At 35.7% G+C, this 12,750-nt stretch carries 14 protein-coding genes; 6 read left to right on the top strand and 8 right to left on the bottom strand.

The features are described from left to right. Positions 1 to 2 precede the first annotated feature (2 nt). The gene (locus EGI05_RS06820; RefSeq protein ID WP_123262285.1) at positions 3 to 602 is read right to left on the bottom strand and encodes a CDP-alcohol phosphatidyltransferase family protein; all 600 of its coding nucleotides are present in this window, start codon (positions 600 to 602) and stop codon (positions 3 to 5) included. Then, the gene (locus tag EGI05_RS06825) at positions 602 to 1,294 is read right to left on the bottom strand and encodes an LA_2272 family surface repeat-containing protein (RefSeq protein WP_123262286.1); all 693 of its coding nucleotides are present in this window, start codon (positions 1,292 to 1,294) and stop codon (positions 602 to 604) included. The genes EGI05_RS06820 and EGI05_RS06825 overlap by 1 nt, the downstream gene beginning before the upstream one ends. Positions 1,295 to 1,400: 106 nt before the next feature. Here EGI05_RS06825 and EGI05_RS06830 point away from each other — a divergent pair, with 106 nt between their 5' ends. The 3 genes from EGI05_RS06830 to EGI05_RS06840 all read left to right on the top strand — a co-directional run bounded on the left by EGI05_RS06830 (position 1,401) and on the right by EGI05_RS06840 (position 4,833). Beyond that, on the top strand, positions 1,401 to 2,330 hold the full coding sequence (locus EGI05_RS06830; protein WP_123262287.1) for a helix-turn-helix domain-containing protein: 930 nt from the start codon (positions 1,401 to 1,403) through the stop codon (positions 2,328 to 2,330). Next, positions 2,327 to 3,130, top strand: coding sequence for a helix-turn-helix transcriptional regulator (locus EGI05_RS06835; RefSeq protein WP_123262288.1), 804 nt, complete (start codon positions 2,327 to 2,329; stop codon positions 3,128 to 3,130). The genes EGI05_RS06830 and EGI05_RS06835 overlap by 4 nt, the downstream gene beginning before the upstream one ends. 65 nt (positions 3,131 to 3,195) lie before the next feature. After that, a complete protein-coding gene (locus tag EGI05_RS06840; protein WP_123262289.1) occupies positions 3,196 to 4,833 on the top strand; it encodes a serine hydrolase domain-containing protein in 1,638 nt (545 codons plus the stop codon). A 12-nt stretch (positions 4,834 to 4,845) separates the two neighbouring features. On the opposite strand, the gene rimM is transcribed toward EGI05_RS06840, so the two are convergent. Both rimM and EGI05_RS06850 read right to left on the bottom strand, forming a co-directional pair. Beyond that, the gene (gene rimM / locus EGI05_RS06845) at positions 4,846 to 5,388 is read right to left on the bottom strand and encodes a ribosome maturation factor RimM (RefSeq protein ID WP_123262290.1); all 543 of its coding nucleotides are present in this window, start codon (positions 5,386 to 5,388) and stop codon (positions 4,846 to 4,848) included. A gap of 12 nt (positions 5,389 to 5,400) precedes the next feature. Beyond that, positions 5,401 to 5,970: a 30S ribosomal protein S16 gene (locus tag EGI05_RS06850; RefSeq protein ID WP_123262291.1), complete on the bottom strand. Its 570-nt coding sequence runs from the start codon at positions 5,968 to 5,970 to the stop codon at positions 5,401 to 5,403. Between the two features lie 155 nt (positions 5,971 to 6,125). Here EGI05_RS06850 and EGI05_RS06855 point away from each other — a divergent pair, with 155 nt between their 5' ends. Beyond that, positions 6,126 to 6,602: an AAA family ATPase gene (locus EGI05_RS06855; RefSeq protein ID WP_166668303.1), complete on the top strand. Its 477-nt coding sequence runs from the start codon at positions 6,126 to 6,128 to the stop codon at positions 6,600 to 6,602. 39 nt (positions 6,603 to 6,641) lie between these two features. On the opposite strand, the gene EGI05_RS06860 is transcribed toward EGI05_RS06855, so the two are convergent. From EGI05_RS06860 to EGI05_RS06870, 3 genes are all read right to left on the bottom strand, one after another. Continuing rightward, positions 6,642 to 7,154: a nitroreductase family protein gene (locus EGI05_RS06860; protein WP_123262293.1), complete on the bottom strand. Its 513-nt coding sequence runs from the start codon at positions 7,152 to 7,154 to the stop codon at positions 6,642 to 6,644. An 89-nt stretch (positions 7,155 to 7,243) separates the two neighbouring features. Further along, the gene (locus EGI05_RS06865; RefSeq protein ID WP_123262294.1) at positions 7,244 to 7,693 is read right to left on the bottom strand and encodes a hypothetical protein; all 450 of its coding nucleotides are present in this window, start codon (positions 7,691 to 7,693) and stop codon (positions 7,244 to 7,246) included. A 133-nt stretch (positions 7,694 to 7,826) separates the two neighbouring features. Next, on the bottom strand, positions 7,827 to 8,357 hold the full coding sequence (locus tag EGI05_RS06870) for an SRPBCC family protein (RefSeq protein ID WP_123262295.1): 531 nt from the start codon (positions 8,355 to 8,357) through the stop codon (positions 7,827 to 7,829). Between the two features lie 199 nt (positions 8,358 to 8,556). Between EGI05_RS06870 and EGI05_RS06875 the strand changes: the two genes are divergently transcribed. Both EGI05_RS06875 and EGI05_RS06880 read left to right on the top strand, forming a co-directional pair. Beyond that, positions 8,557 to 10,575: a M3 family metallopeptidase gene (locus EGI05_RS06875; protein WP_123262296.1), complete on the top strand. Its 2,019-nt coding sequence runs from the start codon at positions 8,557 to 8,559 to the stop codon at positions 10,573 to 10,575. Between the two features lie 109 nt (positions 10,576 to 10,684). Beyond that, on the top strand, positions 10,685 to 11,644 hold the full coding sequence (locus tag EGI05_RS06880) for a bifunctional helix-turn-helix transcriptional regulator/GNAT family N-acetyltransferase (protein WP_123262297.1): 960 nt from the start codon (positions 10,685 to 10,687) through the stop codon (positions 11,642 to 11,644). A gap of 89 nt (positions 11,645 to 11,733) precedes the next feature. Here the strand turns inward: EGI05_RS06880 and EGI05_RS06885 are convergent, their stop codons facing one another. Further along, positions 11,734 to 12,750, bottom strand: a complete 1,017-nt coding sequence (locus EGI05_RS06885) for a lysylphosphatidylglycerol synthase transmembrane domain-containing protein (protein WP_123262298.1) — start codon at positions 12,748 to 12,750, stop codon at positions 11,734 to 11,736.

The following is a 12,750-nucleotide window of genomic DNA, read 5'->3' on the forward strand; positions in this document are numbered from 1 at the left end:
AATTAATTAAAGAAAATCGTTTTTTTTCGCTCTTTGCCTTTCCGAATTTTCCAGGCATGATAGGAACTGGGGACATCGTATTGCCATTTCGGCAGCAATAAGACAATTAAAATAACATCAAGATGTGAGATGAATCCCAGTCCTACGGCCAGATTAAATGCCCAACCTGCTTGCTGAAATCCTATCAAATAAGTCAATGCAATCAGCAAGCTTACTCCCCACATTTTTGATAAGAAAGCATGCGTACAGGTTTCTTTACCAAATTTCCACCAACTGATGATGTAGCATAACGATTCCATCACTAATATCAAAAGAATTCCTGCCCATTCTTTTTTGATGAGTTCCGGATTGATAAAATACGAAGCAAATCCTAATGAAAGCCAGAATATTAAATCGGTCTGACTATCCAGTCTTCTCAGTTTTTCTGAAGAAACACCGGTTTTACGGGCAATAATCCCATCAAAAATGTCAGTCAGCAAGCCGAAATACATAAGAATCAATAGTAAAGTTCTTGACTCTTCTCCTTTAAAATAGCTCAATAATAAAATAATAGGAGCCATTAAAAATCTAATTCCTATAAGTAGGTATGGAAGTGTTTTCATTATTTTTTAGCTTTAAAATTCCAATTAACCAAAGGCAGTTTTCTCTTTCCGTTTTTGTTCCAAAATCCGATCTGTAACCCTCTAAGTTTGTCTGATTTGTTTACAATTCCAATCTGTAATCCCTTCCCCGTTGTTGCTTTATTATGAAAACCAATTTGCATCCCTTTTAAGGTATTGGCATCATTAAATATAGAAATACTCAATCCTTTCAATTCTTTTGCGGAAATCCCTAATCCGGAAATTAAAACTCCGTTTCCTTTTTCTATATCCGTTGTAATGGCAGAAACCAACATACCGTTCATTGTATTTCCATAATTGTACATGGAAAGGCTGACTCCGTTATGATTAACCCCTCTTACATATCCTGCAGCGGAAATATTAATTCCATTAACTTGTAAATAGGCTTCTTTAAAGGCAATTCTTGAAGGATCATAAAACATCCAGATTAAAAACCCCAAGGGATTTATATCCAGATTAAGTCCATTCACCTTTTGAAAATTGGATTGGGTATTAGGAGCATATCTTGAATCAAAACCTAACCCTACCGTCAGCCCATTTACTTTTTCAATTTCATTTTTTAAAGGGGTAAAAGCAATGAACTGCGTTTTTAGCCTGAACATCCGCAAACTGTCTTGTCCAAACACTAAGTAGCTGGATAAAAGACCTATGATGAATAAAAATTTTGTTTTCATAGCTTACTATTTTAAAATTCTTTTTCAAAAGTATCTGTAGAAAACACAAATCCGAATGCGGAAAAAAATTAAAATATTTGAGTACATTTGTGAAAATCACAAAAGCATGTATCAGGAACTTCTGCTTAAAGAGATCCGTAGAAGAATCGGGGAAAAATCTTTGAATGACGAAATTGCTAATATCCTTAATATAAGCTATGATGCAGCTCATAGGAGAACGTCTCTGAAGGCAAAGTTCAGTTTTGAGGAAGCGTTGGAACTGGCAAAATATTACCAGATCTCGCTCAACCAGTTTATCACATCAGACCATCAGATTTTAGTTCAAAAAACCAGCGCTGTGACCCATGTGGAAGATTTACAGTCTTTTTTTAAAAACAATCTCAGTGTGTTCGAAAATCTTCCCCTTTCTGATGGAATGACCATTTATTATTCCGCGAAAGATATTCCGTTTTTTTATACGCTTTCAGATACGTTACTTTCCCGTTTCAAGATTTACGTCTGGATGAATCTGCTTAATGCAAAACAGGTTTTTATCCCTTTTTTGCAATTCTCACCTCCCGATTTTGAACTCAACACCAAAAAATTAAGGGAAAAATATGAAGCACAACATGTTGTGGAATTGTGGAATGATATGACGGTTTCCAGTATTTTGCAGCAGATTTTATTTTATTATGAAACCAGGCTTTTATTGAAAAATGAGGCTAACATTATTCTGGAAGAAGTAAAAGAATTGATAGAATATATTGAAGAGAAAACCGAAAATAATCCAAAGTTTCATTTGTATGAAAACGAGCTGATGCACCTTTCCAATGATATCTTTTTTCACCACCCGAGACAATCACTTTTTGCTTTACCTGCCAATATGTTTGGATATATTCTGATCAGCGATGCCAAAACCTGTAGGGAAACACTCAGCTATTTTGAACATCAAATAAAAAATTGCAAATCTCTAAACACCGCCGGAAACAGAGACAGGAAAAAATTCTTCAACAGAATGTATATACAGATTAAAAATCTAAAACAAAAAATACAATGAAAAATCTTCGTAATGGTGAATTTTTCGGACAAACCAATGAAACTATCTGTTTGGACGGCCTTACCATTACGGATACTGAATATACGCATCCTTATGTCGACTGGCATTACCATGAGAATGCTTACTTTACATTTCTGCTCCAGGGAAATATGACCGAAGGAAATAAAAAAGAAGTTTATGACTGTTCAGCAGGAAGTCTTCTCTACCACCATTGGCAAGATGCGCATTACAATATAAAACCTGATATTTTTACACGAGGATTTCACATTGAAATTTCAGAGCAATGGTTTGAGAAATTTGAACTTATAAAGTATAAAGAAGGTAGCTTTACTATCAAAAATCCAGATATAAAGTTATTGTTTTACCAGCTTTTCCGAGAAGCAAAAATGAGGGGAGATTCTTTAGAAATATCTCTTAATCAACTTTTATTAAATGTTTTCAGTCAATTTTCAGATCAAAAAGGTCACTGGGAAAAGAAACCAGCGTGGGTAAAGCAGATTGAAGAAATCCTGTATGAAAATGCTACGGAAAAACTGAATTTACCAGATCTTTCCCAAACTCTGGATATTCATCCGATGCATTTGAGCAGAGATTTTCAAAAGTATTTCAATTGTAATTTGGGAACTTATATTCGGAAACTGAAAATTGAAAAGTCTTTGACACTTCTCAACACAGACAAATCCCTGACTCATATTGCCATTGAGTGCGGTTTTGCTGATCAAAGTCATTTTATCCGCTGTTTTAAAGAAAATACGGGTTTAACACCATTGAAATACCGACAAATTCTAAGAGGCAGGTAAAAATGTTAATTTCATTCTATTTTTTCTGAAAATAGCTTTCTATTTTTGTTTAGATCAAATTTGAAATGAAATCTATTTTACTTATTGCTTTGATATTAATTTCTGTTTTTTCTTCAGGTCAAAACATTCTCACTCCTGAGGAAATAGAAAATCCTGTTCAGAAAAACCATTTGCGTAAGATTGTTTTTTTAAATAAGGCTATTCCGCTGGAAAACTTAAAAGAGTCTGATCTTTTAGAAACTATGACCTTCAGAGAAGATAGTGATTTTGATATCCGTATTTTTCTGGACAACTCTTTGGTCAACTATTTACATCAGCTGGATACTACTTTAACTATCGATGAACTTCTTAAAAAAGGAAATTATCAGTTCAATTTTTACGTTGATGGAAAGCTAATGTATACAGAAAATGTAAACTCAGGTGCAGGAAATGCGGAGAGTAAAAAGTTTAAGACCAGTTTTAGAATTCCTTTTATCAGCATTGCTAATGAAGATTCATGGGGAAAATATTTATGGATGCGTTTTTATCTTGCCAATGGCGGAATTGATGCTTTGGAAACAGGAAGCCATATATTGAAAATCGAAATCAGACCTTATTTAAAAACAGCGGTTTTAAAGCTCGGAAACGTCATTGCAGAAGGAGAAATCCGATTAATCATCCCACAAAAAAATATTTCCAAGCAGCAAATTGCCATTCAAAAGATAAAGCCGAACAGTGGATGGAAGGTTTCCAAAGATAAGTTTGACCAAGAAAAAATAAGACTTTTAAATAAAAAAATTGCAGAAAACAGATTCCGTGATATTACAGGAATTGTTGTAATAAAAAACAGCAAACTAATTCTGGAAGAATATTTTAATCATTCCGGAAGAGACACTTTGCAGGATACACGATCTGTAGGCAAATCTTTGTCTTCTGCTCTCATGGGAATTGCCATAAAAGAAGGTTATCTCAACAATGAAAATCAAATCCTGAAGGAATTTTATAATTTAGAACAATTCAGAAATTATTCTTTCAAAAAAGATAGTGTCACTATTAAAAGCCTGTTGACGATGAGTTCTGGCTTTGATGGTAACGATAATGACAATGATTCTCCCGGAAATGAAGAAAATATGTACCCTACCGATAATTGGGTAAAATTCGCATTAGATCTGCCCATGACACAAGATAAAATCGGAAAAAACTGGAACTATTTTACAGCCGGAGTAGTTGTCACCGGAGGTATTCTTGACCAATCCGTCCCTGAAGGCTTAGAAAAATACGCCGATAAAAAACTGTTTCATCCGCTGGGTATTACTCATTATAAATGGCAATATACACCCCAGCAAAAACCTTCATTAGCAGGCGGCTTGCGTATGCGTGCTTTGGATTTTGCAAAATTCGGACAGCTGTATAAAAATAATGGTATTTGGAATGATGTCAACATTCTCGATAAAGGTTGGATCAAAAAAACATTTACCAATTATTTTGCGGATAAAAAAGACTTCGACGGATATGGATATCTGTTTTGGAGAAAAGTGTATACCGTAGAAAACAAGACTTTTGAAACGTATCAGTCAAGCGGAAACGGAGGAAATAAAATTATTGTATTTACCCAAATACCTCTTGTGATAGTCATCACAGCAAAAGCATATAATAAGCCTTATGCACATTCACAGGTGGATACAATTGTACAGGAATATTTGTTACCGGCAATTGGTGAGTAGTAAAAAAGAAATTTATTCGTCTTTTTTGGAAGGAACTAAAAACACATCCATCAAGCCTTCAGGAAGTTGCATTTTGATGAATTTTTCTTCTCTGTTCACTTCAAGGATCCAGTCTTTGATGATAGGTACTACAATTTCTTTCCCGTTTAATCTTGACAGGAAGTAATGTTGAGCCGTCTGATCGTTAATGGATTCAATTTCACCACAGCTATTATTTTCTTCATCAAGAATCGTGAAACCGATCACTTCATGATAATAAAACTGTTTTCCGGAAAGTTTAGGCAGTGTAGCAAGCGGCAGATAAACGCTTTTCCCTAATACCTGGTCTACCATTGCCTCAGAGGAGTTTTTAAAGAAAATGTTCAGAGCATCAGATTTGCTCCAGGAAGATTTTTCAATAAAAAAAGGAACCAATAATCCGTTGATTTCAACGAATATTGATTCCAGTTTATTGTAAAGCTCGGGTTGATCTGTATCCAGTTTCAGGATAACATTCCCCGAAAGACCATGTCTGCGTGTGATTTTACCTAAAAAGTAGCAATCCTCTTTACGCATACAGGTTGATTCTTAAGCTTCAGTGTTTTCTTCAGTTTCAGCAGCAGGAGCTTCTCCTTCTGTAGCTTCAGTTTCAGCAACTTCTTCAGCAGGTGCGTTTGCAGCTTCTTCAGCAGCTTTAGCATCAGCTTCAGCTTGTGCAGCAGCAGCTAATCTTGCTTCATTTACTTTAGCTTCAGCTTCAAGAGCCGCTTTCTTAGCATCAGCCTGAGCTTTAGCTAAACCGTCAACTTTACCTTGAACTTTTGCTTCTTTAGCTTCTAACCAAGCATTGAATCTTTTTTCAGCCTCAGCTTCATCAAAAGCACCTTTAGCAACACCACCTTGTAAGTGTTTTTTGTAAAGTGCACCTTTGTAAGAAAGGATAGCTCTAGCAGTATCAGTTGGCTGAGCACCGTTGTTTAACCACTGTACAGCAGAATCAACGTTCAACTCGATAGTTGCAGGGTTAGTAATTGGGTTGTAAATTCCTAGTTTCTCGATGAATCTACCATCTCTTCTAGCTCTAGAATCTGCAACCACGATGTGGAAGAAAGGTTTACCTTTTTTACCGTGTCTTTGTAATCTGATTTTTACTGACATAATGTTTGAATTTTAGGGGAACTCGTCCCGGTTAAATATTTAAGAGTGCAAAGATATATAAAATTTCCAATGTATCAATGCAAAATGTAATAATTATTATGGGGTGATCATTTATACACGCTATTATGCTTATATTTAAAAAAATATCTATTGAAATGAAACGTATTTACTTGACGGGAATGTCCGGAACCGGGAAGTCATCTATCATCCGGAATCTTCAAAACAAAGGATTTACAGCAATTGATACGGATTATGGCAACTGGAAGGAAATTTCATTATCGGAAGAGGCTTCTGAATGGATATTAAAGGAAGACCCAATAAAAAACTTACTTACCCAACCTCTTACGTCTTCTATTTTCGTATCAGGCTGCTGTTCCAATCAGACTAATCTGTACCCGTATTTTGATTATATTATTTTACTTTCCGCCTCTCTTGAAACAATACTTAACAGAATTGCCGGAAGAACTTCTAATCCGTATGGAAAAACATCCGAAGAACGCAGTGAAATTATCTGGAATTTTGAAAATATTCAGCCCCTGTTGCTGCAGAGTGCACATTTCGAATTCAATACCGAAGTGATGACCATTGAGGAAATAACAACATCTCTTATCGAGCTTTCAAACAACAATTAATTATCACTTCAGTAATAAAAATAAACTTGTTTATCATAACTAATGGATCTCTCCCATATAGAAAAGCCCCAAACATTTCTGGTTTTCTTCTATCTGCAAAGAATCTTTCAGATGATCCACCAATTTTGGAGAACTCCAGTAACATCCTATTCCATTGGCAGTACAGGTCAAATACATATTCTGGACCGCCATTGATACGGCAGCAATTTCTTCCCATTCAGGAACCATTCCGCTAAAATTAACAACAATGGAAACGACTACATCCGCTTTATTGATTTTAAAGCCGATATCCTGATATTTTTTCTCTAAAAAAAGCTGTTCGGGTTGAGTGGCCTTGTAGATGGCCTGCATTTCTGAGGCTAATGCTACCTTTTCTTCACCTTTGAAGATCTTGAAACGCCATGGTTTGGTACGTTTGTGATTGGGTGCCAGTGATGCGGAATGTAAAATTTCGTCAATGACTTCCTGCGGTATTTCGTTTTCAGAATAATCTTTTGGAAAAATGCTTCTTCTCTGCTCTATGATTTGTTTTAAAACTTCTGCTTTATTCATAGAGACAAAATTACGAAAAAGTTGAGTTGATAGTTGCAAAATTAGCGCTTACTGATCTATCAAAAAATCTCTAATCCCTTTTCCCAATTCTATAACACTTCCACAATCTTTTGATGAATGTTATTCAATGTAAAAGAGTCTCCGGATTCCATCCCCATCATTTTTTTAGCCATTGGACTTTCGGGAGAGATCGCATAAAACCGGTCACCTTCGAAAAAGAATTCGCCTAATGATACGGATATATAAAAACGGGCTTTATTGGTAATAACCAAAGAACCCAGCTGTACTCTTCCGGTGGTTTTATTTAAAACTTTTGACATATTTCTCTGAAGGTCATTCAAAGCACCCAATTGCCTTTGCATCTGATAAATCTCCTCCTGCATCTCTTCTCTCATACTGTCATATTTTGGGGTCTTTTTGATATCGCGGCTGGCTTCCAAAGTAAACTCTATGAAGTTTTTCAGCTTCTCAATCTTCTCTGCGATCACCTTCTTCACATAGTTCCTGATGTCATTTTTTTCAAATACTGTCTTCTCCATAAATCTATTCTTTATATAAAGATAATAATTTTATTTTTTAATTATTGAATCCCTAAAATAGTTTTATGTACAATTATAAAGATGTTAATATCTTTCTATTAAAAAAGCCTTGTACAATGACAAGGCTTATATTTTACTGTTCAGATAATTTCTTCAGATCTTCCAATCCTTGACCGAACATTTTGCCCATCTGATTATCCATCATAGGCTTCATCAGTTTCATCATTGGTGTAAGCTCGTTATCCATAGCCCAGGTTACTTTTGTTCCGTTTCCTTCCGGTGTTAAGATAAAGCTTCCTTTGGCCTCTCCTTCCCAAGGTTTGATAAAATGAAGTTGGCTTGTCAGTTTTTCATTAGGAACAGATTCAACAACTGTTTGTTCCCCTTCTCCTACCTGATCATTTCCTTTCCAGTGATAGGATTCCCCTACCTGTCCACTGGTTCCGGAGTAGGTAATGACTACATTTTTATCCGCTTTTGCAAACGGATTCCAGGTATTAAATCCTTTTAAAGAGCCTGCATGCTGCCATACTTTCTCTTTCGGAGCATTAATGACTATCGATTTTTCAAAGTGATAATCTTTACTGAAAGCTAACATTGCAATGATTGCATAAGCAACGATTAAAAGGATAATGATCCCGATAATTTTTAAAAGTGTTTTCATAGTTTAATATATTAAGGTTTAATTGTAATCTTTTCGTTGGGTCAAAATTAATTATTCCTTCTGCATCTCCTCTTTGCATAGGACAAGATTATTGCATAATAAACTTTTTGTCACAACTTCCATTCAGGCATTATTTTTGAGTCGTTTCAGCCGTGAACTCCGTAGAATTGTTAAATTTACATGAAATAAAATTAAAAAAATGAGCATTTTAACCGAAAAATTTAATACTCCATATCACTCAGCACCTTTTACTCAAATTAAAAATGAAGATTATCTTCCGGCCTTTAAACAACTGATTCAACAATCCGAACAGGAAATAGAGAATATCGTTAATAATCCGGAAGAGCCTACATTCGAGAATGTTATAGAAGCATTAGCTTATGCTGGTGAACAGCTAGATGTGGTTTCTAATATATTTTTCAATCTGAATTCTGCCGAAACCAGTGATGAACTTCAGCAGATTGCTCAGGAAGTATCTCCTATTTTAACGGAATATTCTTCCAAGATCTCTCAGAACGAAGCTTTATTCAATAAGATCAAAAAAGTATATGACGAAAAGGAAAAATATAGTCTTAATGAAGAACAACAGATGCTATTGAAGGAAACCTATAAAGGTTTTGTAAGAAGTGGCGCTTTGCTGAATGAAGAAGACAAGGAAAAATTAAAGAAGATCAATATGGATCTTTCCTTAAAATCTTTACAGTTCGGACAAAATGTATTGGCTTCTACGAATGCTTATTTCAAACATATTACTCATAAGGAAGACCTGAATGGAATTCCTGAACCTATCATCGAGCAATATGCGGAAGAGGCTAAAGAAAGAAATCTGGAGGGCTGGGTTGTCACTTTACAATACCCAAGCTACATTCCTTTTATGACCTATGCAGAAAACCGCGAGCTGAGAAAGGAAATTGCTTTAGCCAATGGTAAAAAATCTTTTGATGGGGGTGAGTTTGATAATCAAAATTTAATTAAAGAACTGCTTGCTTTAAAACAACAAAAAGCTGAATTATTAGGTTATAAAAACTATGCAGATTATGTTCTGGAAGAGAGAATGGCTAAATCTCCGATTAAAGTACTTGATTTTTTAAATGAGCTTTTAACGAAAGCCAAACCCTATGCAGATAAAGAAATTGATGAGCTGAAAGCATTGGCAAAAGCAGACGGAATTGATGAAATGCAAAGCTATGATCATGCTTTTTATGCAGAAAAACTTCGTAAACAGAAATATGATTTCAATGATGAAGAGCTAAAGCCGTATTTCCCATTGAACCAGGTCCAGGATGCCGTTTTTGGATTGGCCAACAAGCTTTTTGGACTTACTTTTGAAGAAAGAAATGACATTCCTAAATATCATGAAGATGTAAAAACCTATGAAGTAAAGGAAAACGGTGAATACAAATCTTTGCTATATGTGGATTATTTTCCAAGAAAAGGAAAAAGAGCCGGAGCCTGGATGACAAGCTATAAGAACCAATATAAAAAAGACGGTGACAACTCACGTCCTCATATTTCCATCGTTTGTAATTTCAGCAAACCGACAAAAGATACTCCAAGTTTATTGACTTTCCAGGAAGTGACTACTTTATTCCACGAGTTTGGTCATGCGCTTCACGGAATGTTGGCCAACACACAATATCCAACTCTTTCGGGAACTTCCGTAAAATGGGATTTTGTGGAATTACCGTCTCAATTCCTTGAAAATTTCTGTTACGAACCTGAATTTCTGAAGACATTTGCTAAACATTACAAAACAGGTGAAGTTCTTCCGGATGAAAAAATTGAAAAGATCGAGCAGTCTAAAAATTTCATGGAAGGTTACCAGACTTTGAGACAAATAGGTTTCGGACTACTGGATATGAACTATCACACTAGAGTTGGAGAGTTGGAGAAAGAAAGCGTGAAAGACTTTGAAGACAAATATACCAAAGCTACCCAGCTTTATCCGGTGAATCCTGCAACAGCAATGAGCCCAAGCTTCTCACATATTTTTCAGGGAGGATATTCTGCAGGTTATTATTCTTACAAATGGGCAGAAGTTCTGGATGCAGACGCCTTCCAGTATTTCAAAGAAAATGGAATTTTCAATCCTGAAATTGCCGCTAAATATAAAGTGCTTCTTTCTTCGGGAGGAACCAAAGATCCGATGGAGCTCTACAAAAATTTCAGAGGAAGCGAACCTAAAGTGGAAAGCCTTCTGAAAAGAGCATTTGGATAATATAATCAAGCTTTCGAATAATCGGAAGCTTTTTTTGTTTTAAAATTATTGTCAGAATTAAAATAATGTATATATTTGAATAACTAGTTATATAATTAATTTTATAGTTATGAATGTTTTTGAGAAAACCGGAAAAATGGCATTGGGCAGCAGAATGAGAATACTAACTGCTAAAATGACCGACGATGCTGCCAAGATTTATGAAATGTATAAAATAGACGGTTTTATTCCAAAATGGTTTCCCGTATACTTTTTACTTTCTGAAGAAGGCGAAAAGACGATAACGGAAATTGCGGAGGAAATTGGCCATTCTCAACCTTCGGTTACCAAAATTGTAAAAGAAATGACCAAAGCTGGTCTCATCAATGATACGATTGAATCCAAAGATAAGCGTAGAAATGTTGTAGGACTGTCAGAAAAAGGAAAAGCTCTTTCCGAAACCATAAAGATCCAATGTGCAGACATTGATGCAGCTGTTGAACTGATGCTGAATGAAGCCTCACACAATCTCTGGGAAGCGATCAGGGAATGGGAACATCTGCTGGAACAAAAATCTTTGTTTAAGAGAGTTCAGGAACAGAAAAAAGAACGCGAGAGCAAGGATGTCAAAATTGTAGAATTCGAACCGCAATATCAGGAAGCTTTCAAAGCGTTGAATGAAGAATGGATTTCCACTTATTTTGAAATGGAAGAAGCAGACCATAAAGCACTGGATCATCCTAATGAGTATATTTTAGATAAAGGTGGAAAAATCCTTGTCGCACTTTACAATAACGAACCTGTAGGAGTTTGTGCTCTGATTAAAATGAATGATCCCGATTATGGCTATGAAATGGCAAAAATGGCGGTCTCTCCAAAAGCACAGGGAAAAAATATTGGCTGGCTATTAGGAAAAGCAATTGCAGAAAAAGCGAAAGAATTGGGAGCTTCAAAAATATTCCTGGAAAGTAACACCAAATTAAAACCAGCCATCAATTTATATTATAAATTGGGATTTCAACAGGTTTTCGGAAGAGAGACACCTTATAAACGTTGCAACATTCAAATGGAATTAAACTTGAAAGATTAATACAAAGGCTGGTTTCTCAGAAACCAGCCTTTTAAAATTTCTTTACTTAAGGATATCTCTTCTTGGAATCTTCAAATTACAATGTCCTCTTAATTTTCCGCTACTGCTTTATTTCTTGCTTTGGTCAGCATTGGAATAGAAATAAGTCCCATTGTCAGCATAATAGCAATCTGTAGTGGAAGGGAAATAAAAGAATAAGTAAGTCCCATTTCGCCTCCGAATTCTGCACTTTTCCCCATTGAGATAAATAAAGCCATAAATCCGTATTTCATAGCCAGGTTGAAAGCTCCAATACCGCCACTAGCAGGAATAATCATTCCCAATGTTCCAACAACAATAATAAAGAACCCGTCTGCAATGGTAAAATCAGATGTTTCAGGAAGAGAGAAGCAGACAAGGTATGCTGCAAGATAGTAGCAGATCCAAATAGCAATGGTGTATACAATAAATTTAAACTTTTGCTTCAATTTAAATATAGTTGCCAAGCCCTGGAAAATTCCATCAATAAAGCCAATAACTTTTCCAAGCAGAGGGACATTTGCCAGCTTTTTTTTAAAGGCAAAAAACAAAACAGTACCTATGATTACAATTGCAATGGCAATTAATATTTTATTAGGATTGATCTGGACTCCGGAATGTTCATAGAATGATAAAATAGCATCATATTTGAAAACCAGCGTTAATCCTAAAAATCCAAGCATACAAACCAGATCCACTACTCTTTCCAGAATAATGGTACCAAAAGATTTGTCAACGGGGACCTTCTCCACTCCATACAAAGCCGTAGCCCGCGCCACTTCTCCACTTCTGGGAATGGTAAGATTCATTAAATACCCAAAGGAAATGGACCAGAGTGCATTGGAATCTGAGATTTTATACCCCATCGGCTCCAACAAAATATTCCATCGGATCGCTCGGAACCAATAGGCCAAAAGCCCAAAAACAGCGGCAAAAGCTACCCAGAGGTAATTGGCTTTAGCAAGAGATTTCCGGATGACTTCAAAATCCAGCCCTTTCAGAGCCAGCCACAAAAAAAAGCCTGCAAAAGCAAGCGAAACTATAATGGTAATTACAGATTTTAATGGATTGGGTGTTTTTTTCTCCAT

The sequence above is a fragment of the Chryseobacterium daecheongense genome (assembly GCF_003729955.1).
Classification (GTDB): domain Bacteria; phylum Bacteroidota; class Bacteroidia; order Flavobacteriales; family Weeksellaceae; genus Chryseobacterium; species Chryseobacterium daecheongense.